The organism is Mycobacterium sp. NPDC050853 (genome assembly GCF_040653875.1).
In the GTDB taxonomy this organism is placed as follows: domain Bacteria; phylum Actinomycetota; class Actinomycetes; order Mycobacteriales; family Mycobacteriaceae; genus Mycobacterium.
The window spans coordinates 1,320,508-1,343,617 of record NZ_JBFAGW010000001.1 but is presented as its reverse complement, the minus strand read 5'-3'; the positions used below and the strand labels follow the sequence as shown (position 1 = coordinate 1,343,617).

Annotated in this window: 21 protein-coding genes; 11 read left to right on the top strand and 10 right to left on the bottom strand. The window is 63.6% G+C overall.

All coding sequences use genetic code 11. The features are described 5' to 3' along the window. Window positions 1-64 precede the first annotated feature (64 nt). The gene (locus AB0H22_RS06640) at window positions 65-937 is read left to right on the top strand and encodes a LysR family transcriptional regulator ArgP (RefSeq protein WP_358145621.1); all 873 of its coding nucleotides are present in this window, start codon (window positions 65-67) and stop codon (window positions 935-937) included. A gap of 36 nt (window positions 938-973) precedes the next feature. Here AB0H22_RS06640 and AB0H22_RS06635 read toward each other — a convergent pair whose 3' ends face one another. Further along, complete coding sequence (locus tag AB0H22_RS06635) at window positions 974-1,384, bottom strand: PPOX class F420-dependent oxidoreductase (protein ID WP_358145619.1); 411 nt, start codon at window positions 1,382-1,384, stop codon at window positions 974-976. Between the two features lie 131 nt (window positions 1,385-1,515). Then, window positions 1,516-2,727: a non-homologous end-joining DNA ligase gene (ligD, locus tag AB0H22_RS06630; RefSeq protein WP_358146114.1), complete on the bottom strand. Its 1,212-nt coding sequence runs from the start codon at window positions 2,725-2,727 to the stop codon at window positions 1,516-1,518. Between the two features lie 120 nt (window positions 2,728-2,847). Between ligD and fadD2 the strand changes: the two genes are divergently transcribed. Both fadD2 and AB0H22_RS06620 read left to right on the top strand, forming a co-directional pair. Further along, entirely contained in the window at window positions 2,848-4,518 is a 1,671-nt protein-coding gene (gene fadD2, locus AB0H22_RS06625; protein ID WP_358145617.1) for a long-chain-fatty-acid--CoA ligase FadD2, read from the top strand. A 3-nt stretch (window positions 4,519-4,521) separates the two neighbouring features. After that, window positions 4,522-5,769 (top strand): saccharopine dehydrogenase NADP-binding domain-containing protein, encoded by a 1,248-nt coding sequence (locus tag AB0H22_RS06620; RefSeq protein ID WP_358145615.1) that lies wholly within the window; start codon window positions 4,522-4,524, stop codon window positions 5,767-5,769. On the opposite strand, the gene AB0H22_RS06615 is transcribed toward AB0H22_RS06620, so the two are convergent. The 6 genes from AB0H22_RS06615 to AB0H22_RS06590 all read right to left on the bottom strand — a co-directional run bounded on the left by AB0H22_RS06615 (window position 5,766) and on the right by AB0H22_RS06590 (window position 12,550). Then, window positions 5,766-6,740, bottom strand: a complete 975-nt coding sequence (locus tag AB0H22_RS06615) for an alpha/beta hydrolase (protein WP_358145613.1) — start codon at window positions 6,738-6,740, stop codon at window positions 5,766-5,768. The genes AB0H22_RS06620 and AB0H22_RS06615 overlap by 4 nt on opposite strands. Then, complete coding sequence (locus AB0H22_RS06610; RefSeq protein ID WP_358145611.1) at window positions 6,730-8,913, bottom strand: acyl-CoA dehydrogenase; 2,184 nt, start codon at window positions 8,911-8,913, stop codon at window positions 6,730-6,732. Before AB0H22_RS06610 ends, AB0H22_RS06615 begins: the two co-directional genes overlap by 11 nt. Window positions 8,914-8,940: 27 nt before the next feature. After that, a complete protein-coding gene (locus AB0H22_RS06605; protein ID WP_180749189.1) occupies window positions 8,941-9,792 on the bottom strand; it encodes an SDR family oxidoreductase in 852 nt (283 codons plus the stop codon). 80 nt (window positions 9,793-9,872) lie between these two features. After that, window positions 9,873-10,829, bottom strand: coding sequence for a 2-hydroxyacid dehydrogenase (locus AB0H22_RS06600; protein WP_358145609.1), 957 nt, complete (start codon window positions 10,827-10,829; stop codon window positions 9,873-9,875). After that, the gene (locus tag AB0H22_RS06595) at window positions 10,805-11,929 is read right to left on the bottom strand and encodes an alpha/beta hydrolase (RefSeq protein WP_358145607.1); all 1,125 of its coding nucleotides are present in this window, start codon (window positions 11,927-11,929) and stop codon (window positions 10,805-10,807) included. The genes AB0H22_RS06600 and AB0H22_RS06595 overlap by 25 nt, the downstream gene beginning before the upstream one ends. After that, window positions 11,930-12,550, bottom strand: coding sequence for a TetR/AcrR family transcriptional regulator (locus AB0H22_RS06590; RefSeq protein WP_358145605.1), 621 nt, complete (start codon window positions 12,548-12,550; stop codon window positions 11,930-11,932). 177 nt (window positions 12,551-12,727) lie between these two features. On the opposite strand from AB0H22_RS06590, the gene AB0H22_RS06585 reads away from it, so the two are divergent. After that, window positions 12,728-13,309, top strand: coding sequence for a VOC family protein (locus AB0H22_RS06585; protein WP_180749769.1), 582 nt, complete (start codon window positions 12,728-12,730; stop codon window positions 13,307-13,309). On the opposite strand, the gene AB0H22_RS06580 is transcribed toward AB0H22_RS06585, so the two are convergent. Beyond that, window positions 13,299-13,898, bottom strand: coding sequence for a TetR/AcrR family transcriptional regulator (locus AB0H22_RS06580; RefSeq protein ID WP_358145603.1), 600 nt, complete (start codon window positions 13,896-13,898; stop codon window positions 13,299-13,301). The genes AB0H22_RS06585 and AB0H22_RS06580 overlap by 11 nt on opposite strands. 74 nt (window positions 13,899-13,972) lie before the next feature. Here AB0H22_RS06580 and AB0H22_RS06575 point away from each other — a divergent pair, with 74 nt between their 5' ends. The 3 genes from AB0H22_RS06575 to AB0H22_RS06565 all read left to right on the top strand — a co-directional run bounded on the left by AB0H22_RS06575 (window position 13,973) and on the right by AB0H22_RS06565 (window position 18,025). Then, window positions 13,973-14,908 (top strand): oxygenase MpaB family protein, encoded by a 936-nt coding sequence (locus AB0H22_RS06575; protein ID WP_358145601.1) that lies wholly within the window; start codon window positions 13,973-13,975, stop codon window positions 14,906-14,908. A 623-nt stretch (window positions 14,909-15,531) separates the two neighbouring features. Next, the gene (locus tag AB0H22_RS06570; protein WP_358145599.1) at window positions 15,532-17,058 is read left to right on the top strand and encodes a sugar transferase; all 1,527 of its coding nucleotides are present in this window, start codon (window positions 15,532-15,534) and stop codon (window positions 17,056-17,058) included. A gap of 64 nt (window positions 17,059-17,122) precedes the next feature. Continuing rightward, the gene (locus AB0H22_RS06565) at window positions 17,123-18,025 is read left to right on the top strand and encodes a class I SAM-dependent methyltransferase (protein ID WP_180749184.1); all 903 of its coding nucleotides are present in this window, start codon (window positions 17,123-17,125) and stop codon (window positions 18,023-18,025) included. Here the strand turns inward: AB0H22_RS06565 and AB0H22_RS06560 are convergent. Further along, on the bottom strand, window positions 18,022-19,206 hold the full coding sequence (locus tag AB0H22_RS06560; protein ID WP_358145596.1) for a prolyl oligopeptidase family serine peptidase: 1,185 nt from the start codon (window positions 19,204-19,206) through the stop codon (window positions 18,022-18,024). The genes AB0H22_RS06565 and AB0H22_RS06560 overlap by 4 nt on opposite strands. Before the next feature lie 261 nt (window positions 19,207-19,467). On the opposite strand from AB0H22_RS06560, the gene AB0H22_RS06555 reads away from it, so the two are divergent. The 4 genes from AB0H22_RS06555 to AB0H22_RS06540 all read left to right on the top strand — a co-directional run bounded on the left by AB0H22_RS06555 (window position 19,468) and on the right by AB0H22_RS06540 (window position 23,066). Then, window positions 19,468-19,878 carry a DUF6188 family protein gene (locus AB0H22_RS06555; protein ID WP_180749182.1) on the top strand — a complete coding sequence of 137 codons (411 nt, stop codon included), beginning with the start codon at window positions 19,468-19,470 and terminating at the stop codon, window positions 19,876-19,878. A 104-nt stretch (window positions 19,879-19,982) separates the two neighbouring features. Next, window positions 19,983-20,984 (top strand): hypothetical protein, encoded by a 1,002-nt coding sequence (locus AB0H22_RS06550; RefSeq protein ID WP_358146111.1) that lies wholly within the window; start codon window positions 19,983-19,985, stop codon window positions 20,982-20,984. Window positions 20,985-21,146: 162 nt separating this feature from the next. Next, entirely contained in the window at window positions 21,147-21,683 is a 537-nt protein-coding gene (locus AB0H22_RS06545; RefSeq protein ID WP_358145594.1) for a DUF4333 domain-containing protein, read from the top strand. A 39-nt stretch (window positions 21,684-21,722) separates the two neighbouring features. Beyond that, window positions 21,723-23,066: a neutral zinc metallopeptidase gene (locus AB0H22_RS06540; protein WP_255485620.1), complete on the top strand. Its 1,344-nt coding sequence runs from the start codon at window positions 21,723-21,725 to the stop codon at window positions 23,064-23,066. The last annotated feature ends 44 nt before the right edge of the window (window positions 23,067-23,110 follow it).

Genomic DNA, 23,110 nt, shown 5'->3' with positions numbered 1-23,110 from the left:
ACGTTAGGTCCACTGTAAAATGTAGTACAGCTAATTATTCTTACTCTGGATTAGAATTACTAATGTGAGTCTGGATTCGCAACAGCTGGTGGCCTTCGCCGCCGTCATCGAAGAGGGCAGCTTCGATGCCGCTGCGCGGAGGCTCGTCATCACCCCCTCGGCGGTGAGCCAGCGCGTCAAGGCGTTGGAGCAAGCGGTGGGCCAGGTACTCGTTCGTCGGGAAAGGCCCTGTGTGACAACCGACGCGGGTGCCTCGCTGATGAGGCTGGCGGCTCAGGTCAGCACTCTGGAACGTGAGGCACTGCAGGAGATGGGCGCCGATGGCGCCCCGATACGCGTTGCAGTCGCGGTGAACGCCGATTCGTTCGGGACCTGGATGGGCCCGGTGTTGGCACGGGTTCCCGACGGCGTGCTGATCGATATTCGTATCGAGGACCAGGACCACTCGGCAGAGCTGCTGCGCGCAGGGGTCGTCATGGCGGCGGTGACCACCGAGCCGAAACCCATTGCGGGGTGCCGTTCCGAGGCGCTGGGCGCCATGCGCTACTTCGGGATGGCATCGCCGGCTTATGTGGAGCGGTATCTACCGGGCGGGCTGGTCGAGGCAGGGATAGACCGGGTGCGGCAAGCACCGTTGATCAGGTGGGACCGCCGTGATGCTCTCCAGGATCAGTTCCTGCGCAAGCTGTTTCGCCGGGATGTCACCGTCCCGGAGCACTATGTGCCCACGACGGGCGGAAACACCGAGGCGCTGCGGGTCGGATTGGGCTGGGGAATGATGCCCGAACAGCTGAGCCGCGATGGGCTCGTCGACGTGGCCCCGGGCCGGTATCTCGACGTGCCGCTGTACTGGCAGCATTGGAAATTCGAGTCGGTGACGCTGACCGCGATCACTGCGGCGGTACGCAAGGCGGCGGCCGTTCTGCGAGGTTCTTGAGACAGGGGCGTGCCGGTGTTTGAGAGCTGAGCCGGATTACGGCTGCGCTGGTGCGCGGGGGGATATCTCGATGGCGAACGATGCCTGCTGACGCCGGGTTATCCAAACACCGAATTGGCTCAATGGCCCCAACAGCCAGTACTTGCGGTTGACGATCTTGCGGACCCGCGGGGTGTCTTCGAAGTTAAGGATCCGCGCGGTGCCCGCGACCATTGGAGAGTCAGCGGTGAGCTTCCCGCGAACATCGCACGGCTGCAAGGTCACGTCCGCATTCCGGCGGATGCGTTTGACCTTGTATGCGGAGACCTCTGAGAAGAAGTAGAGCTTGCCCTCGGCGGGGGCAATCCAGACCGGGGCAGAAACTGGGCTGCCGTCCTTGCGATAGCTCGTCAACGACACATAGCTGGCTCGGCCGACCACATCCCAATCCGGTGAATTCGCCGTCACAGCGCGGCCGCCCCGGACTGACGTTTCGGCATGGTGTCGGTCATTGTTGTCTCCCTTGCTCTTAGCGCCGATGCTAGGTGGCATGGCGGGGGAGCGCTCGTCAACGTGGGTTCTCCGAGGCTAACTCTCGTTCACGGGTGGGGCTGAGAGCCCCAGGGCGAGTAGTCGGCGATCAATTCCTCCTGCGCGGGCCGTTGCGCCTCGGGGACGTGGACCAGATTGATCCGTACCCGATACCAGACCGAGCTCGGACCACGCATGCCGTCGAGCAGGATGTCCTGTGGCTCAAGGTATTTCTCGATATCGGGGTACCGGCTGTTCCACAGCACGATCGTGGCCTCGGCTTCCGGACGGGTCTTCGTGCGGGCGATCTCGATCAAGGGCATCGTCGACTGACGCTGCCCATCCCGCGTTGCGCCCTTGGGTGCCTTTTCGGCCGGACCCAGCTCCGTGGCCAACTCAAGCAGCTGATCCAGCGTGCCGGTGGCAGCTTCCCTCTCCAAGTCCATGCCTCGCCACGGGTCGCCGATAGCGGCGAACCTCTCCCGGACCGTGGGCATCGTGAAGGATTCGGGACGGCAGCCCGCGACCTCGTCCCAGCGCAGCGGCGTCGACACCCGGGCGTCCGGAGTCGCACGCACCGAGTAGGCGGAGGCCACCGTGCGATCCTTCGCGTTCTGGTTGAAGTCGACGAACACTCCGTGGCGTTCCTCCTTCCACCACCGGCTGGTCGCCAGCTCCGGGGCGCGGCGCTCCACCTCGCGAGCCACCGTCTCGGCGGCCAGCCGCAGCTCCCGGAACGTCCATCGCGGTGCGACGGGCGCATAGATGTGAAAACCCCGGGAGCCGGATGTCTTGGGCCACGCGGTCAGTCCGTGGTCCTCCAGGACTCCCCGGACCACGAACGCGACATCGAGGATCTGGCTCCACGGCACCCCGGGAACCGGATCGAGGTCGATGCGCAGCTCATCGGGATGTTCCAGATCCTCGGCGCGCACCGGGTGCGGATTGAGATCCACACACCCGAGGTTGACCACCCAGGCCAGGGAGGCCGCGTCGGTGACGACAGCTTCCCTGGCGGAGGTCCCGCGCGCGTAGTGCAGTTCTGCGGAGGCGATCCAGTCCGGCCGCTTCTCGGGTACGCGCTTCTGGAACACGGCCTCCTGCGAGATGCCCTTGACGAATCGCTTCAGGATCATCGGGCGGTCGCGCACCCCACGCAGCGCGCCCTCAGCGACATCCAAGTAGTACTGGACCAGGTCGAGCTTGGTGATCCCCGAATCGGGAAAGACCATCTTGTCGGGGTGCGTGATAGTGACATCACGCCCTGCGACCTGCAGCACCACCTCCGACATGGCGTCATCGTAGGGCTGCAGACCGATTTTCCCGGGGTAGTTGGTGCCGTGCCCTCGACCGACCGGTTGGCCGTGACGCTGAGAGCGAGGTCACATAGGCTGTCGAACATGTCGATCACCGCCGAACGGCCGCTCTTCTCGAAGCTCCAGAATCTCGCGAAGCGCGGGGGTGCTGAGCTGCACTATCTCCGCAAGGTCATCGAGGCCGGGATGCTCAAGCTGGACCCGCCGAATGTGCTCGCCGCGATTGGCCGCGATCTCTACCGGTTCGGCGAGATCGGTGCTGTGCCGTCATTTGCCGCGCACCGTAGCCCCACCCAGACCGCGATAGTCGACGACGAGGGCTCCATCACCTACGCCGAACTGAACGACAGCATCAATGCACTCGCGCACGGGCTGATCCGCCTGGGCATCAAGGGCGGCGACGGGGTCGCGATCCTGGCGCGTAACCATCGCTGGTTCATCATCGCCAACTACGCCGCACACCGCGCCGGCGCCCGCGTCATCCTGCTCAACACCGACTTCTCCGGCCCGCAGACCAAAGAGGTTGCCGACCGTGAGGGCGCCCGCCTGCTCATCTACGACGCGGAGTACACCGATTTCCTGGATGGGTACAGCCCGGAGCTGGGCCGGCTGACGGCGCTGTCCACCAACCCGGAGAACCCTGACCAGGTCGCCTCCGATGACGAGACCGTCGAGTCCGTCATCAAGCGCAACAGCACGACGCCTGCGCCGCGTCCCGCGAAGTACTCGTCCTTGGTGATCCTTACCAGCGGCACCACCGGCACTCCAAAGGGTGCGCCGCGAAAGTTGGCACTCACGCTGGCGCCCGTCGGTGGCATGTTCTCGCATGTTCCGTTCCGCTCGGGCGAGATCACGTCGGTGCCCGCACCCATGTTCCATGCGCTCGGCTATCTGCATCAGAGCCTTGCGCTATCGCTGGGCTGCACCCTCATCCTGCATCGGAAGTTCAAGCCGGAGAACGTGCTTGCCGATATCGAGAAGTATCGAGTAACCGCGATCGTGGTGGTGCCCGTGATGTTGAACAGGCTGCTCAACGCCCTCGACGAGGCCGAGACCAAGCCCGACTTGTCCTCTCTGCGTATCGCTTTCGTATCGGGCTCGCAGCTGGGCGGCGAACTTGCCAGCCGTGCCCTGGACACCCTGGGACCGGTGATCTACAACCTGTACGGTTCCACCGAGGTGGCGTTCGCCACCATCGCGCGCCCGCAGGACCTCGCCATCAACCCGGCCACGGTGGGGCCCGTGGTCAAGGGCGCCACCGTGAAGATTCTTGACGACGACGGAAAGCCGGTTCCGCAGGGAACTATCGGCCGCATCTTCGTTGGCAATGCCATCCCCTTTGAGGGATACACGGGCGGTGGCCATAAGCAGATCATCGACGGGCTCATGTCCAGCGGTGACGTCGGCTACTTCGACGAGCACGGGCTGCTGTATGTCTCCGGGCGCGATGACGAAATGATCGTCTCCGGCGGCGAGAACGTGTTCCCCGCCGAGATCGAGGACCTGATCAGCGGGCACCCGGATGTCGTCGAGGCCACCGCGCTCGGAGTCGACGACCCCGACTGGGGAGCGCGGTTGCGCGCCTTCGTGGTGCGCCACCCGGAGTCGACGGTAGACGCAGATGCCATCCGCGCCTATGTCCGCGACAACCTGGCCCGGTACAAGGTGCCGCGCGATGTCGTCTTCTTGGATATCTTGCCGCGCAACCCTTCCGGGAAAATTCTCAAGCGCCAGCTGCGCGAACTGGAGGTGTAGCAAATGTCTCGGGAACACGACATCGTTCTGTACGGGGCGACGGGTTACGTCGGGAAGTTGACCGCGCTCTACCTGGCCGGACGGGTCGAGGCCACCGGGGCGCGCATCGCGCTGGCCGGTCGAAACACCGAAAAGCTTGCCGCGGTGCGTGATGCGTGTGGTCCCGCGGCACGAGACTGGCCGCTGATCGAGGCCGACACGACGAGGCCCGCGACGTTAGCGGCAATGGCGGCGTCCACCCAGGTGGTCGTCACCACCGTCGGGCCGTACACGAAGTACGGGCTGCCGCTGGTGGCGGCCTGCGCGGAGGCGGGAACCGACTACGCGGACCTCACCGGTGAGGTCAACTTCATCCGGGAGAGCATCGACGTCTACGGCAAGCAGGCTGCCGACACCGGCGCCAGGATCGTGCATTGCTGCGGATTCGATTCCATCCCATCGGATCTGAGCGTGTACGCGCTGTACCGGCAGGCTCAGGAAGACGGCACCGGCGAGCTGCTTGAGACAACTTATGTGCTGAGCAAGTTCCGCGGCGGTATCAGTGGTGGTACGGCTGCATCGATGGTCGAGGTCATGGAGGCAAGCGCCGAAGACCCGGAGGTGCGCCGCAACTCTCAGGACCCGTACTCGCTGAGCCCGGACCGCCCCGCCGAGCCCGAATTGGGGCGCCAGCGTGAATTCCAAACACTCCGTGGCGAATCCATCGCGCCGGAGTTGAAGGGCAAATGGCTGGGTGCCTTCTTCATGGGACCGGTCAATACTCGGATCGTGCGGCGTAGTAACGCGCTACTGGACTGGGGCTATGGCACCCGCATGCGGTACCGGGAGGCAATGAGCCTGGGTAGTTCGGTGGTCGCTCCGGTTGCCGCGGCGGCCGTAACAGGTTTTCTGACGATGGGTTTCGGGTTGGGAACGCGGATGCCGATGCCGAAGTTCATTGCCCAGCGCCTGCTGCCGAAGCCGGGCTCCGGTCCCAGCGAGCGCACCCGGGACAAGGGTCACTACCGCGTCGAGACCTACACCACGACAACCGAGGGTGTGCGGTATCGAGCGGTGATCGCACAGGAAGGCGATCCCGGGTACAAGGCAACCGCGGTACTGCTCGGTGAGAGTGCCTTGACCCTGGCGCTCGATCGCAGCGAATTGCCGGACCGGTTAGGGGTTTTGACGCCTGCGGCCGCTATGGGCGACCCGCTGCTGAAACGGCTCCGCGTGGCGTCGGGTGTGACGGTCGAAGTCGACCGACTCTAAATCGCAGCCTCGCCGGCGCCAACGGCACCGACTCCGGTCCCCATCGCTTCGAGCACGGTGACAATCTCGTTGACCACCTCGCCGGCACGTTCATTGGGCAGCATATGGCCCGAACCGGGATACGTGCGCAGCTCCTTGGTATCAAGCATGGCCGCGATAGTGCGGGAATCACCTGCCGGAGTGAGGAAATCGCGTGCGCCCGCAAGTACCGCGACGGGCTTGCCGCGGTACGTGTACAGACCCTCGGTCAGGTCTTCGTGAAGCACCATGCTCTCGGCGGCGTCTTTGTAGCTTCGCGGGGTGCCCGAGCGGATCTGGTCCCATACCCGGCTCACGTCATAGGGTCGTGGGTCACGCCCGAACACCAGTGTCGAGATGATGGGGCGCATCAGGTAGCCCTGCTTGAGGAACCACCCCTGCGCCACGACACCGAGGACCACCGCCTTGACGACCTCGAATACCGGCGGGACCACTCGGAGTTGGTGTAGCAGCCGCCCTGCCGAGGTGGCGACGAATATCGCACCGGAAACACGTTGCGCCACGAGGTCGGGATGATGCTCTCCGAGACCCATCATCGTCATGCCACCCATCGAGTGACCGACGATCAGGATCTGTCCCGTGGGAATCTCGGTGTTGATGAAGTCGGCGACATCCGTGGACAGTTGGGGAACGTTCACGGTGCCTTCGGGCGCGGGATCCGACTTACCGTGACCGCGATGGTCGATCCCGATGATGCGCAGCTCCGGGTTGCGTTCGTGCAGCGGCCCGGCGACGTCGTCCCAGGCTTCCCGATTCTGAGTCCAGCCGTGTAGGAACAGAACTGTTACTGGGGATGAGCCGCTTGCGCGAAGGCCATCGTGTCCCGCCGCACGATTTGCGGTGTCGGAGAAACCGATCCGGGTGCCATCGGAGGTGCTGAAGAAATCCTCGTGCGCACGCCAGGCGGTTTCGGTAGCGGAGTTACGGGTCACGCGGCAGTCCTAACAGTCGCTCGGCAATGATGTTCAGCTGCACTTCGGAGGTGCCGCCATAGATGGTGGTGGCGCGGCTGGCCAGAAGATAGTCGGCCCACCGTCCGGGTTCCTGCGAGGAATCGCCGATGGCACCGTCCTGTCCGAAGTGATTCACCACGAATTCGGCGTAGCCCTGTCCGGTGCGCATGCCCAGCAGCTTGGAGACAGCGGCCGAAGGCATGGGGTCACCGCCGGCGAGGGTCAGGAGTGTGGAGCGCAGGTTCAGCAGCCTCACCCCGTGTCCTTCGGCGATGAGCTGCCCCGCCCGGTCACGCGCGACCTCGCTGAGCTCGTGCTCACCGACGAACTTCACCAGATCATCCAGGCTCGCCAGGAACGGCAGATCGGAACTGCCGATCGAAACCCGTTCCGCCGTAAGGGTGTTACGGCTGACCTCCCAGCCACGGTCCACCTCGCCGACAACCAGCTCATCGGGCACGAACACATCGTCGATGAAGACCTCGTTGAACAGCGCGCCACCGGTCATCTCGCGCAGCGGCCGTACGGTGACGCCCTCGCTCTTCATGTCTATGAGGAAGTAGGTGATGCCATTGTGTTTAGGGGCGCTTGGGTCCGTCCTGGCCAGGCAGGCGCCCCAGTCGGCGAACTGGGCCACCGAGGTCCAAATCTTCTGGCCGGTGAGACGCCAGCCGCCGTCCACCTTGACCGCCTTGGTGGACAGAGCCGCGAGGTCCGACCCGGCACCGGGCTCGGAAAACAGTTGGCACCAGATCATTTCGCCGCGGAAAGTGGGAGGCAGGAACCGCTCCTTCTGCTCCTCGGTGCCGTACGCGACGATGGATGGCACCAGCCAGGTGGCGATGCCCAACTGGGGCCGGCGCACCTTTCCAGTGAGGAATTCCTGCGAGATGATGACCTGCTCGATGGGCGAGGCGGCCCGTCCCCACGGCACGGGCAGGTACGGCAGCACCCATCCGCCTTCGGCGATGGCCGCGTTGCGCTTGCCGGACGGGATCTCCTTCAGACCGGCGACCTCGGCACGAATCTCTTCGCGTAGGGCCTCGGTTTCCGGTGCCAGGTCGATATCAACCTTGCGCAGTCCGTGCTCGAGGGCCGTGCGAACCACACCCGCCGGTGCGCCGCCGGAACGGCCAAGGGCCGCAATGAGACCCAGTGCCCTGCGGTAGTAGATGTGGGCATCGTGCTCCCAGGTGTAGCCGATACCGCCGTGCACCTGGATGCAGTCCTGAGCGCACTGCTGGGCCGCCGCCGGGGCGAGTGTCGCTGCCACTGACGCCGCGAACTCCACCACCCCGGGTGTTTCGTCGGCGTCATCGAGAGCGCGGGAGGCATCCCACACGGCCGCGGTGGCGCGCTCGGTGAGGGCCGCCATGGTGGCGCACTTGTGCTTGATGCCCTGGAACTGCCCGATGGGTCGGCCGAATTGTTCACGCACCTTTGCGTATTCGGATGCGATATCGGTCGCCCAGCGGGCGACACCGACGGCCTCGGCGGACACAATCGTGGAGATGATGCTGGTGGCGCGAGCGTCGGTGAGGTTGGCCAGTACGCGATCGGCGGGAACCTGCGCCCCGGCCGCCGTCACATGCGCGACCGGTCGCAGCGGATCGACGCTCTGCTGCGGGTCGAGGGTGACGTCATCGGCGCTCAGGACCACCCACACGCGATCGGTGCCGACAGAGACTGGAGCCACCACGTAGGCCGCCGATACCGCCGATGGCACCGAGCGTGCCTGTCCATCGATGGTGAGACCGTCGCCGGAAGGCGTTCCGGTGAACAACGAGCCTGCGGAGAAGGTGGCGATGGATGCGCCCGAGGCCATATCGTTGAGTAGCGGATGGTTGGCATCGTGGGCGCTGATGAGGGCGCTGGCTATCACCGAGGGAACGAACGGTCCGGGTACGGCGCCTCGTCCGAACTCTGCCACCACAATCGCCAACTCGAGCGCGCCAAATCCTTGGCCACCAACAGACTCGGCGAGGTGAACAGACGTAAGACCCTGATCGGCGGCGGCCTTCCAGAACGGGGGCGGCCACGGCAGCGGCGTCTCAAGCGTCTCGTGGAGAAGTTCGGAGGGCACAACACGTTCGACGAACGCATGTGCGGAATCCGCGAGTGCTACATGCTCACTGTTGATGGCGATCGGCATCGAATCGATTCCTTACTCTTTGTCGAACTATTCGGAGCTGGGCTCGCTATGGCCGGCGCGGTCTTCGTAGGCCTTGCGGGCCTCCGAGCCGTGCGCGGCGAGCATGAAGTTCTCGATGCCGAGCTTGCGGGTCAGGAACTTACCGGTACTGCGCGGCAGCACCGACAGGGTCCGGTACATGCCGCCGAACGTCTTGGGCACGAACACGGGAAAGGTGCCCTTGCGAACAGCCTTGACGACGGCATTAGCAATATCTTCCGGCTCAACGGTTTTCAGCAGCCAATGCTTGTCCAGGCCGGAGATCAGTTCGGTATTGACCATCCCGGGCATCACGCACACCACTGAGATTCCGTCCGGCTCGTACTCGAGGCTCAAGGTCTCGCTGAGGCCGACTACGGCATGTTTGGTTGCACAGTAGGTCGCCAACCCGGGGAAACCTGCCTTGCCCGCTGCCGAGGCGAGGTTGACGATCGCGCCGCCTCCGCGCGGTTTCATCCGTGTGATGGCGAGTTGGCTGCCCCACATGACGCCGCGCACGTTGATATCGAGCTGGCGCTGGATGGAGTCGAGTGACTCCTCGTCGAACGGGGTGATCGGCATGATGCCCGCGTTGTTGACGATCACGTCGACGGGCCCGATAGTGGCTGCGACGGTGTCGAAGAAGGCCTCGAAGCTGCCGTGATCGGTGACGTCGAGCGGAAGGCCGATCGCACCGTTTCCGATCTCGGCAGCGGTGTTCTCACACAGCTTCTTGTCGATATCGCCGATCGCCACCTTTGCGCCTTCGGCGGCGAAAGCCGTGGCTATGGCCCGGCCGATTCCGCGCGCTCCGCCGGTGACGGCGACGACCTTGCCCGCGAGTTGCACGGCTGTTCCCATTCGTCCTCCCACGCCATTGTGGTTTCGTTGTACGAATCTTCTTTACGAATACTGCCTAGTGTAAATCTTAGGGCGCTAGCCTAGCGCACGCGGTCAGCTAGCGGCATCCCCTCATGTATACGCCGGCAGTTGTCGATCGCATGGTTGAGGTAGCGCGTCATGGTGTCGGCGGTGAACCAGGTGACATGCGGCGTGAGCACCACATTGGGCAGTGCCAGCAACGGGTTCTGCGATGAAACAGGTTCTTGTGCAAAGACATCCAACCCGGCTGCGGCAAGTGGGCCGTATTGCAGGGCGTTGACCAGTGCCACCTCGTCGACGATAGCGCCGCGGGAGGTGTTCACCAAGACCGATCCGGGTTTCATCCGGGCGAGGGCCGCGGTGTCGAGCAGACCGGTGGTCTCCGTGGTCAGCGGCAGATGCAGCGAGACGATATCGCTGCTGGTCAGCAGGTCATCCATGCCGCGCCAGCCGGTACTACCGTCGTAGCCGGTGCTGGTGTGCAGCACGTCGGCTCCTATGGCCCGCAGGATCCGTTCCAGGGTCTTGGCGATATTGCCGTAGCCAACCAATCCGACTGTGCAGGAACCGATATCGCGCACGGTGTCGCCGAGCGATTGATCGGTGGGCCAACCCCGCCCGGCCCGGGTTTCCCGGTCCAGCCGCGGCAGCTGCCGCAGCGCCGCCAGCATCAGCAGGAGGGTGCCCTCGGCGACCGATGGGGCGTTGGCCCCGGGCATATTCGCGACGGCAACTCCCTGTGCGGTCGCGGTGTCCAGTGCGATGGTGTTTACCCCGGCGCCGAACTTATGGATCAGCCGCAGCCGTTCACCCTTCGCGATGTCGTCGGCGGACAGTGGACGGAGCACATGCCATAGCACCTCGGAGTGCGGCAGCTCGGCGTAGAAGGCGTCGTCGTCATCCTCGGCGCAGAAATGTACGTCGAGCCAATCGGCATGCGGTGCAAGCTGTTCGCGGACCCTGGGACCGCCCGGAAAATGGGCGAGAACTCTCAGCCCCACCGCTTGCTTGCCCACTCTGTGATGGTATCGGCCTGCTCCTGGCGAGCGCCCGGGTTCTGGAAGTAGTGGTCGGCGTCGATGGAGGCCTGGGACTTGTCGGTCGAGCCCAGGGCGTCGTAGATGCGTTGGGCGTCCGACGGGAAGACTCCGGTATCGCCATCGGCGTTGATGACGAGCGCCGGGACGCTGACATCGGCCAGATGTGGTTCCGCGCGGGTCTGGGCATGAGAAAGGCTCCACATACCGAGCCAGTTCTTCAGCGTGGTGGCGCAACCGATTCCGAATGTCGAGCGGTTGGCCTTCACGGGCACTCCCGCGTAGCACAGGTTGGCCGGGCGCTTCGTGGGCTCCAGCGTGGGATCGACCATGCGCGGGTCGGCCCAGGTGCGGTGCACGGTGAAGGCGCTGTCGCTGAACCCGGCCGCACGCACTCGCTCCAACTCCTCGAGAGCCCAGGCGGTGATCCGGTGATTGCGTGCCACCTGTGCCTCGCGGTAGGCGGCGACGAATTCGGGGGAGTAGGCCGGCCCGTTCTGCTCGTTGAACAGATCGAGTGCCGGGTCGGTGGAGGCCGGATCGCTCTCATCGATCACCGAGGCGTCCATCCAGTCGGTCAGGACATCGGGACGGCCGAGGTGTGCGGCGCTGGCGACATAGCCCGCAGCTGCGGGCAGGCTGTCGAGACCTTCGGCCGGACGCATGCCCGCCAGTGGCGTCACCTTGGGAGCCACCGCTTGCGACTGGTATGCAGACATCAGCGATCCGCCACCCGAATTGCCCAGCAGCAAGACGGTTTCCACACCGGCCTGCTCCTGCAGCCAGCGGACGCCCACGCCGATGTCGACCAGCGCGTGGTCGAGCAGGAAGTGACTTTCGAATCCGCGAAATCGGGTATTCCAGCCCAGGAATCCGTACCCATGGCGGGCCAGGTATTCAGCGATGTAGTGCTCGGAGAAATCGATCTGATAGTGGGTGGCGATGAAGGCAATTTTGGGCTTGGTCCCGGCCGCCCGGTGGTACAGACCCTGGCACGGATGCCCGCCGGCGCCGTTGCGCCCGGCGGTTGGCGAGGGCAACCCGATGAACTCTCGCTCGACGGTCAATTCGGTGGGCATTCAGCAGACCTCCTTGGAATAGATGGCGCGGTAACAGATTCCGGCCAGGGTGTCGATGCAGGCATCGTCGTCGACGTTGGCGGCATTGCCCTGACTGAGCTGGTGGTAGGCGAACTGGTTCATCATCGAGACGATCGCGGTGGCCATGAGGTGCGAATCGTTGCCGGGGCTGTAGCCGTCGCGCTGTGCGCGCTTGATGGTGGTGGTGAGGAAATCGATGGGTTCGGAACATATTTGGCTCCAGAACTCGGCGAATTCGGCATTGATCATGGCCAGCTGCGACACGCTGATCATCTCGGCCAGCTGGTGGCGCCAGGTGAGCCAGTGCGCCGTGGCGATGTCACGTGCGCGCTGTTTATCAGTCTGCGCCCGTGGCTCCGCTACCAGCGAAGACACCCGCTGCTGAGCCTCGGTACGAAATCGCATGGCCCACTGCGCGACCATCGCTTCTTTGGAGTCGTAATAGTTGTAGAACGATGCCGTGGATCGGCCGGCCTCCGAGGCGATATCGGCGACGGTGGCGGCGAGGATTCCCTTGCGGGCAATGACAGTTCGTGCGGCCTCGTCGATGGCGGCCTGCGTTTGACGGCCTCGTGCGGTGGGCTGGACCGGTTGAGTCACGCAGCGCCTCCACTTCATTCGGCGAGCAGACGCTTAGTGCACAGGGATCGCTGGATATGTGTGCATTACGTGTCTGCTCGGCAGGGTATTGACCCGTTTCTGAATCTGATGTTAGATTCAGGTCAGCGTAAAACGCAAGGCGATCATGTGGTCGGATCAAGGAGGCTCCCCATGACGATGATCAAACCCAACAACCCCAACTCCGAATTCGAGTTCGGTGGTTTCAACCATGTGGCGCTTGTGTGTTCGGATATGGCGCGCACCGTGGACTTCTACACCAACGTGCTGGGCATGCCGCTCATCAAGTCGCTCGACCTGCCCATGGGACAGGGGCAGCATTTCTTCTTAGATGCCGGCGGTGGCGACAGTCTGGCCTTCTTCTGGTTCAAAGACGCACCGGATGGAATTCCGGGGATATCGGCCCCCGCAGCCATTCCGGGAATCGGTGACATCGTGAGCGCGGTCAGCTCCATGAACCATATCTCGCTGCACGTTCCTGCCGAGAAGTTCGACGAGTACCGCGTCAAGCTCAAGGCCAAGGGCGTCCGGGTGGGGCCTATCCTCAACCACGACGAGAGCGAGTTCCAGGTCTCGAGGGAGCTGCACCCGGGCGTGTACGTGCGGTCGTTCTACTTCCTCGATCCGGACGGCATCACACTTGAGTTTGCGTGCTGGACAAAGGAGTTCACCGCCGCGGATATAGGTGTTGCGCCGAAGACGGCCGCGGAGCGCACCCCGCGGGAAATCGCTAACGCCTGATCGGTTCCAGGAGTCGGGTGAGTATTTCGGCGAGTTCTTCTGTGCCCAGGTTCAGCTGGCCGGATACCCAGGCGGCCAGCGTCTGCCCGACGCCGCCGACCGCGAAATAGGCTGCAGCGCGCATTGATTCGTCGTTGGCGAGCTGATAAGTCTTGTTCAGGTGTTGGCCGGAGAGGGTCGCGAACAGCTGCTCGGCGGCGCTGCGACGCTGTGCGATAACCGAATTAGCCGAATTGCTGCCGAAGAGTAGGCGGCCTATCCGAGGGTCCTCGGCGATGGCGTGCACGATATTGGCGATACCTGCCGCAGTCTTCCCGCGTAACGGCGCGGCGTCTACGGCCTTTTGTGTTGAGGTGGCGACCTGGCCGATCACACCGTCGTACACCTGCGCAGTCAGTTCGTCGAGGTCGGTGAAATTCTCATAGAAGTACCGCGCCACCACACCTGCCTGCTTGCACACGCCGCGGACCGTCAGGTTCGGTGCGGGACCGGACGTGAGCAGGTCAAGGCTGGCCTCCAAGAGTCGGTTCCGGCGCTCGGCCCGGCGATCTGGAGCCTCCACGCCCCCGTACACCCGCGATGACGTCACCCATACATCTTGACAGCCGGACACACTCTGGACGATATTTGAGAACAAGCGTTCGCAGATATAAGGGGTCAACGATGACGATCGAACGGGCACTGGACATAGGCGAGCAGGCTGTTGGCGATGGCGGACCTGGCTCGCGTACCCGTCGCAACGAGCCGGTGCCACCGGTCGCGCGTCTCTCGCCGTGGTGGTCCTGGCGGCGTCAGCCCACGATGGTCGACAACATGATGGGGTTGGCCCTGTTGGCGGGTCCGGCCAACGTCATCATGCAGTTGGCGCGCCCCGGCGTGGGGTATGGCGTGGTCGACAGCAAGGTCGAGAGCGGCCGTGCCGATCTGCATCCCGTCAAGCGAGCCCGCACCACCTTCACCTATCTGGCGGTCGCGACGATGGGCTCCCCCGAGCAGAAGGCCGCATTCCGGAAGGCGACCAACCGGTCACACGCGCAGGTGCGTTCGGCCCCCGAAGACGCGGTGCAATACAACGCCTTCGACCCCGACCTGCAGAAGTGGGTCGCGATCTGCCTCTATAAGGGATTCGTCGACGTGTACGAGGCATTCGTGGGTCCGATGACGGCTGATATGGCCGAGCGGTGTTTAAAGGATGGCGCCGTCATGGGAACCACGCTGCAGATGCCCCTGGCGATGTGGCCGAAGTCGTGCGAGGAGTACGACACGTATTGGGAGCAGTCGTTGGACCTCGTTCACATCGACGATCACGTGCGCCCGTATCTGTACCGGATCGCGTCGGCGGCAGTCGCGGTGCCGCCTTTCTTGCGTCGGCCAGTGGGTGCCTTCTCGCGACTCATGACGACGGGATTCCTTCCGCAGAAGTTCCGGGACGAGATGCGGCTGCCCTGGAGCCCGTCGCACGAGCGAACCTTCGGGGCCATCATCGCGGTCCTGGCGATGATAAATCGTCTGCTGCCCAACGCGCTGCGGCGTTTCCCGTTCAACGCCCTGATGATCGATCTCAACTGGAGAATTCGCACCGGCCGCGACCTCGTGTGAAACGCTATTGAGCTAACAAGCGTATCCAGTTAGCGCTGCGGCGCGGAACACATCGGACCGCTAACCGTGTGGTTATAGCCGTTACCAGATCTATTTGGAATCCCCGTCTGCTCGCGAGCAAACCTGCCAGTCATGATCGGGCATCCGACGGACGTTCTGGACAGACCGCTGCGTGCTGGCAAACATGTTGCACAGCGGTCAAGATTAAGTCAGCTTTCTCATTGCTGGGGCATGACTCCGTAGCTCCGGTGCGAGCTAAGTATGTACTTGATGAACTTTTTGTTGACATGACAGAGTTTTGTATTTGCCCAGTTCAAAGCGCTTGCTACCGTGATATGACCTTCCTGAAATAAGTACCAGCTGCACATTTACCATTGAGCCTCGTGAGCTCAATCACAATTGCCCCCCTTCGTGGGTGAGATGTTGCCCGGGGGCGATTCTCTGGATACATTTCGTTCCGAACGAAATCTGGTAACGGGCGTTTACCCCTGTGGTGCCGCCACCGGCTCAAGTCGTTTGCGCGATGGTTGTCATTGCAGGGCTGTGCGGAATCTTCCGCACCCGATGCTCCATGACGAGCTGCTTGATTTTGCTGTTGGGATTTGTTCTGAGAGGACACGCTCGTGGTCGCGGTGAACGAAGGCTCGCCTGCGCCTACTCGGCTCAGGGGCCGCGTGGGCAGCGTGCGCCGGCCGCGCCGATCGCAAGCGTCAGTCGGCCACGTCTCGGCGGGGCATCGCGCGGCGCATTGGGGAGACCGTTACACCCGCTGGCTGCTGACCACGGACACCCTGATCGTCGCGATTGCCGGCTGGACCTGGATTGAGCTGCGCAACGCCACCAACCCGATGACTCCCGCCGAGCTGTGGATCAGGATCGGGTTCTTTTGCTACTGGGCACTGTTACTGGGCGTGTACCGCAGCAGGGACCCGTACCTCATGGGCAGCGGTGGCGAGGAATACCAGCGGGTGCTGCGCGCGACATTCCATATGTTCGGCCTGTTCACCATCGTCAGCGTGCTGTTCAAATTCAACGTCTCGCGTTTCGCGATGGGGATGTCCCTCATCGTCGGAATCGTCTTCCTGTTGCTCAACCGGAAGCTCAGTCGCAGTTGGCTTAATCGGCAGCGCGCCCGCGGCAAGCAGATCTTCAAGGTCGTGGTGCTCGGCGGTGACGCCGCAGCGCTCAACCTGGCCGAGAACTTCGGGCGCGACACCGCGCTCGGGTACCGCGTCGTCGGCGTGTGCGTCCCCGGGTATCTCGGCGCGCCGGGCCAGAACATCGAGGTCGTCGACCGGGTGATTCCCATCCTGGGTTCGGAGGACCGCATCGTCGCAGCGGTGATGGAGGCAGGCGCGGATACCGTGGCGGTCACCGCCACCGAACAGCTCGGTCCGGAGAAGATGCGCGAGCTCGCCTGGCGCCTCAGTGAGATCGGGGTCAACCTGCTGGTGTCACCCGGCGTGTTCGACGTCGACCAGCCGCGGGTTAGGGTGCGTCCGGCTGGGTCGATGCCGCTGATTCATCTCGCAGAGCCCCAGTACGAGGGTGCTTCTCGGCTACACAAGGTTCTCTTCGACCGGCTCGGCGCCCTGCTGCTCATCATTGGATTCAGTCCCATTCTGCTGGCCTGCGCCCTTGCGGTGAAGCTGGAGTCGCGCGGACCGGTGTTTTACACGGCCGAGCGCATCGGCGTGCGATCCAACCCCTTCCGCATGATCAAGTTCCGGTCCATGGTGGCCGGCGCGGATCAGATGGTCGCTACGCTGATGACCCAAAATGACGGCGCCGGACCGCTTTTCAAGATGCGTGAGGATCCGCGGGTCACCCTGGTGGGCCGGTTCTTGCGCCGCACCAGCCTCGATGAACTGCCCCAGCTGTTCAATGTGCTGCGCGGTGAGATGAGCCTGGTGGGCCCGCGGCCGCCACTGCGCCGCGAGGTGGAGGAGTACACCGACGTCATCAAGCGTCGCCTGCTGGTCAAGCCCGGTATGACCGGTCTGTGGCAGGTCAGCGGACGGTCGGACCTGCCGTGGGATGAGGCGGTGCGTCTGGATCTGTCGTACGTCGAGAACTGGTCCATGGTGTCCGACGTGTCGATCTTGTGGCGCACATTCCGTGCGGTGGCGCGCAGCGACGGGGCCTACTAGCTCGTCATCGCTGCGCCCATGCATGTCAAGCTGGTTGTCACACTCGGGGAGTACGCTCGCGGCCATGCGCACCGATCGGGACACCTGGGACATCAACACAAGCGTCGGCTCGACCGCCCTATTCGTGGCGGCCAGTCGGGCGCTTGAGGCCACGAAACCTGCTCCTCTGGCGGTCGACCAGTACGCGGAGGTGTTCTGCCGTGCCGCGGGCGGGGAATGGTCCGACCTCGTCGCGGGCGGCGTGCCCGAACATCCGTTGCGTTCCGAGGAATTCGGGCAGTATTTCGTGAGCTTCCAAGGGGCTCGCACACGTTACTTCGACGCGTACTTCGGTAGGGCGATTGCGGCGGGGGTAAAGCAAGTGGTGATCCTGGCCTCGGGGCTGGACTCGCGGGCCTACCGGCTCGACTGGGCTCCGGAGACGACGATCTTCGAGCTCGACCAGCCGCTGGTGCATCAGTTCAAACGCGAGGTGCTCGCGGAGCACGGCGTCGACGCCAAGGCGACCCGTCAGGAGATCTCTGTTGACCTCCGCGAAGACTGGGGTAAAGCGCTACAGGACAAGGGCTTCGATCCATCGGCGCCTTCGGCGTGGATTGTTGAAGGACTGCTGATCTACCTGCCTGCAGACGCTCAGGAACGACTCTTCGAGTCCATCGACGAGCTCGCGGCTCCGGGTAGCTTCGTGGGCATCGAGCAGATGACGACCTACGCTGACGTGGTCTTCGACATGCTGGTGGCGGGTGCCAACGAAAATGGCGACCAGGCGAATTCGGATTTCTTCTCCCTGATCTACAACGAGCAGCGCAGTGAGGCCAGAACCTGGTTCCATTGCCATGGTTGGGATTCGGAACGAACCGAGCTGTTGGACTTCCTTCAGCAGTCCGGACGTGCGCTGCCACCGCCGACCGAGGGCGCCTGGTACATGTTCAACTCGATAAGTCTGGTATCGGCCGTCAAGGGCTAGGTGTTCAGATACCGGCCCAGGAAGTCGGTCATGTGATGCAGGTAGTCGCCCTGATTCACATGCAGTAGGTGATTTCCGGGGAACCAGTGCAGCGCACAGCGATCCCAGTGTTCCCACAGCATTTCGGCTTGCTCCGGGGGCGCTAGGCGATCGCCCAGCCCGGTGATGATCAGACGTCGCTCCTTGGGCACCACCGGCTGATAGGTGAGCGGTGACGAGTAGGACAGCGCTCCGTTGAGCTGGTCCTGATCCAGGTGACCGAGTTTGGTGGCGAGCTTGATCATGGGTTCCGCCGGAATCCAGCTATGCAGCAGTGATTTCACGTCCACCACGGGGACATTGGGAATGGTGACATCGATTCGGGGCTCGACGGTAGAGATCAAGCCGGTGGTATAACCGCCGAGGGACAACCCGGTGAGTCCGATCTTCTCAACTCCGGTGCCGCGCAGGTAGTTCACGAATATCCGGAAGTCGTGCACGGCCTGGCACATTGATTCGGAGAAGCCGGTGAACCCGTGGCTGAAGTATCCGGCCCCGCTGAACGGCGAAAACTTCTCGGCACGCCGTCCATGAAAAGGTAAGGTGTACAACAGAACATCGTATCCATTGCGGAAGAACCAGGGCAACGCGAAGAACACCCCGTTCAGCAGATACGGTGACCCGAAGAACCCATGGATCACGCACAGGGTGGGGCGTGGCCCGTCGTCATGCCGCCAGTGCTGGGCGCGGGCAATACTATTGTGCGGGAAGCGTTTCCAATAGTCGCCCAGGGCGGGGTTGCGCGCCTGGTAGGGGCTCTCGAAATCCAGGTTCTCGACGGTGCCCTTCGCGAATGCTTGTGCCACCGGGCCTGCGGGGCGGGAGAAGACCACAGGCGTGGACTCCGGTGCCGGGAAGGACAGATTGGCATCGCCCATGGCGGCGAGCTCGCCGTAAAACGCCAGATTATCGCGCTCGCGGGCCACGAACTCCCGGTCGAGGACGATGCTCGGGGCCACGACTCCGATGACCGACAGCGCGCCGACGGTGCGTAGGGCGATATCGGTGAGTGCGGAGGCTTCGGTCAGTGCGCGTTCCCGCAGGGTCAAGTCACCGGGGCGGGGCAGCCGGGGACTCGCTGTCGGCGCTGGCCGCGGGGTGATCCGTGGCCGTCCCACAGGTTCCGATAGCTCCGCTGTCATGAGTGTCCCTCCGGCACGGTGCTAGCCACGCTGCTAGCTCATAGCGAATGCTAGGCCACGGCAAAGGATGTCACCACAGATACCGCCATCGGCATGGCGAATCCGGGGAAGCCTGGAGACGATGCCCGGACTTCACACAAGGAGTAGCTGCCGACGGTTCACGGGCAGCACAAATAACGTTTACGTTTCGTCTAGTTTCGACAATAAAACTTGTGTAGTCAACCCCTTGTGTTGGCCCAGTGGCGGGTTCAGAGTGAAGGTATGTCCGAAGCATGGATTGAGGGTTGTCCAGTCCAGCGGATCATGTTCCGCGACGGATTGGTAATCAGCATGGGTGACTACAACGAGGTGGTTGTCGGCGTGCCGATGTGGCTAACGCTGCCCCCGGCAGGGAGGTGGCCACGGGAAATCGTCTGCGTCGATCCGAAGGCAGTCCTGGATGAGGAGCGTCCGCTCTTCAACATCTCGGGTTCTACATGTACCGAGGCCAGGTGGAACGACCAGGGTGACCTGCACATGGAGTTCTCCGACGACCATGTGATCGACGTGCCGCATGACGACTTCGACACGGCGTGGGAGATCTACGGCAAGTACCACGGGTACGTGGCCAGCCTGCCGCGCGGCAAGGTCCGGGTGGTACGCCACGATGTGCCGGAGGAAGCCGGGGCTTAACCGGTTTCTCCCCGATCGAACCCGATGGCGGGTTGGTTCGTGGTTACTGCGTGAGACTTCTCGCGGTGGCATATGCGTCAGCGGTACTCGCGACGGCCGTAGGAGTGAATGCTCCGCCGGGGCCGTCCGTGCGCAGCGCGCGGTTCGACGTCGATCTCACCGCGGCGTCGGTGCAGCCTGCGCCCGGCGCATTGATTACCCAGTTCTTGGCCAACCAGGTGCAGAACTGCTCGCTGATCTGTCCCTTCGTCGTCCAAGGTGCCGTCCAGGTGCCGACGGCGGTGCTGCTGTCGCCGGGGACATTCGTGACCCAGCTGCAGTCCGGACAGCCGCTGTTGCAGGCGCTCGGATTGACGGGCGCGACGGTGAGCGGCGCGGCCAACGATGTGTGGACCGGGCTCATCCGCACCGATCTGGATCAGGTGGTGCCGCGTACACAGTTCGGTACCGAGGTGATCGCGGTGGGGCTCGTGCGGATCGGTGAGGCGGCGCTCACCCAGCCCGGCCAGCTCCCGCAGGTTCTGACGCAGGCGCGCTCAGATCTCTTTGACGCGTTGACCAACCCGCCGGGGCCGGAGTCGGTGCCCGTCGTACACACGCCGTTGGAGGCGGCCGCGGTGCGCGGCACTGAGGTCTTTTGGGCGGTGGCGTTTCATTCGACAGAACAGCTCACGCTCGTCGTGACGCGGGTGCCCAATGCATTTCTCACGACGTTGGGCAGCACGGGAAGTATTGCGACGGCGGTGCAGGCGACGGGGGAGGCGGTGGCGACAACGGTCGCGGAATCGGTCGCGCCGATCCGTGAAGCGCTGACCAAGCCCATCCCGATCACGCCGCGAGCGGCCGCCACGACAACGGAAGCCAAAGAAGCCACCCCGCAGACGAAAACGCCCACAGTGCGGCCCGGCCTAAAGCCGAAGCAGCAGACGATGTTGACGAAGGCGCCGGCCGTGACGTCGAAACCCGAGCCTGGGATGTCCACGACGACCAAACAGCCGAACGTGATGCGCGGGCTGGGCGGGGCAATCAGGAAGGTGCTGGGAGACGTCTCGGGGAAGAAGCCGAGCGTCCCGGATAAACCCGCGAAGAAACCTACGGGCGACTAAACCCCACGTTCGACCAGTTGGCCTCCTAGCGATCTCCAACCGACGGTCCAATCAATTTCCAACGGCGCTGCGCAAGATCGGTTTGTGTCAGCGGCGTGGGCGTCGCTGCGCGCCATGGTGATCCGGGCCGGAGAACCATCGCTCAGTACAGGAAGGGCCGTTATGACCACCTCAGTCGCACGCACCCTGCTCGTATCGGGTATCGCAGCCGGGCTGCTCGCCGGTCTGCCTGGTTGTTCCTTCTCCATCGGTTCGGGAGATGTCAAGAAGTCAGATGTGGTCGGCCAGATCACGGCCAAGATGACCGACGCCGACGGCAACAAGCCCGAAACGGTGACGTGCCCCGACGCGCTGAAAGCAGAAGTGGGGGCGCAGACCAACTGCCAGATGAAGGTCAAGGACAAGCCCTACAACGTCAACGTGACGGTCACCCAGATCAAGGGTGACAGCGTCAATTTCGACATGGTCGAGACCCTCGACAAGGCTGCGGTCGCTTCGGGCATCAGCGACCAGATCACGCAGCAGTTCCATAAGCCCGATTCGGTGACATGCCCCGACAACCTGAAGGGCGCCAAGGGCGCGACGCTGCGGTGCGAGATCAAGGACGACGGGCAGGCCTATGGCGTGACCGTGACGGTCACCGATGTCCAGGGCGGGGACGTTCTCTACGACTTCAAGGTCGACGAGCAGCCTAAATAGTTGTCCGACAAAGTCATTCGATCACCCAGGGAGCATGAGATGCGAATGGTTGGAGTGATGTACAGGACGCTCGCGGTGGTTTCGGCCGTTGCGGTGGCGAGCGCCGGATGCACGAAACCGGTGGCGGAGGTATCTGGAACCACCTCGCCGACGCCGACCGTGCAGATCCACGGTGATGCGTCGACGCCGGTGAATAAGATCGCACTCCAGGCGATCTCGGATCTTCAGCAGTTCTGGGGCGATGAGTTCCCGAAGCTCTATGGTCGCGACTACACACCCGTCAAGGGTGGCTTCTTCGCCGTTGCGCCGTCCTCGGGTGACCTGCCCCCGTGCGCGGCCACGGCCGCGGATATCGCCGGAAACGCTTTCTACTGCCCCAAGGCCGACGATGTCGCATGGGACGCCGAGGGATTGCTTCCCGATCTGCGTAAGCGATTCGGGGATTTCGTCATACCTGTGGTTCTCGCGCACGAATGGGGGCACGCGGTACAGGCGCGCGCCGACTTCGAAGGTGCCACGGTGACCAGGGAGATACAGGCCGACTGCTTCGCCGGGGCCTGGGCGGCGCACGCGAAAGCCGATACCTTCAAGCCCACCGAGAGCGAACTGGATAAGGCATTGGCCGGGTTTCTGTTTTTGCGCGATGAACCCGGCACCGAGAAAGCCGATCCGAGCGCGCACGGGAGCGGATTTGACCGAGTGAATTCGTTCCGCACCGGATTCGATAAAGGGACTCAGGCGTGCAAGGGCTATCGCAACGGTGATCCTGTGGTGGTGGAGGTTCCGTTCCGGAACGTCGCCGATGCGGCCGCCGGAGGGAACGCTCCGTACGAGGACATCATCGTGGGCGTGCCGGCAGACCTCGAGGACTATTGGTCGCAGGTCTACCCGAAACTGACGGGGGAGCAGTGGATTCCGCTGCAGCCGATGCGCGCATTCGATCCGTCGCAGGCGCCTCCATGCGGCAGTGGGTCAACAGCCGGCTACGTACTGTTCTACTGTGTCCCGGAGGATTACGTCGGGTTTGACGCTACCGGGTTCATGCCCCAAATATACAGTCAGGGAGGTGATTTCGCGGTCGCTACACTCGTCGCGACGCAGTACGGGCTGGCCGTGCTCGCTCGGATGAAGCAGGACTCCTCGGACAAGAAGGTGTCGCTGCGCGCGGACTGCCTCGCCGGGGCATGGACTGCCAGCATTCTGTTGGAGGACCGTCCGGGGAGCATGTACCACCTGTCTCCGGGCGACCTGGACAAGGCGGTATCGGCGTTACTCCTCTTCCGCGGCGCCGGAGACGTTGAACGGCAGGGGCAGGGTTCCGATCGTATCGATGCGTACCGCGACGGTGTCTACAACGGCGTCAAGAGCTGTCTGATGCACTGATCGGGCATTAACAGGAGTCACACAGGTAACCCACGGCTGTGATC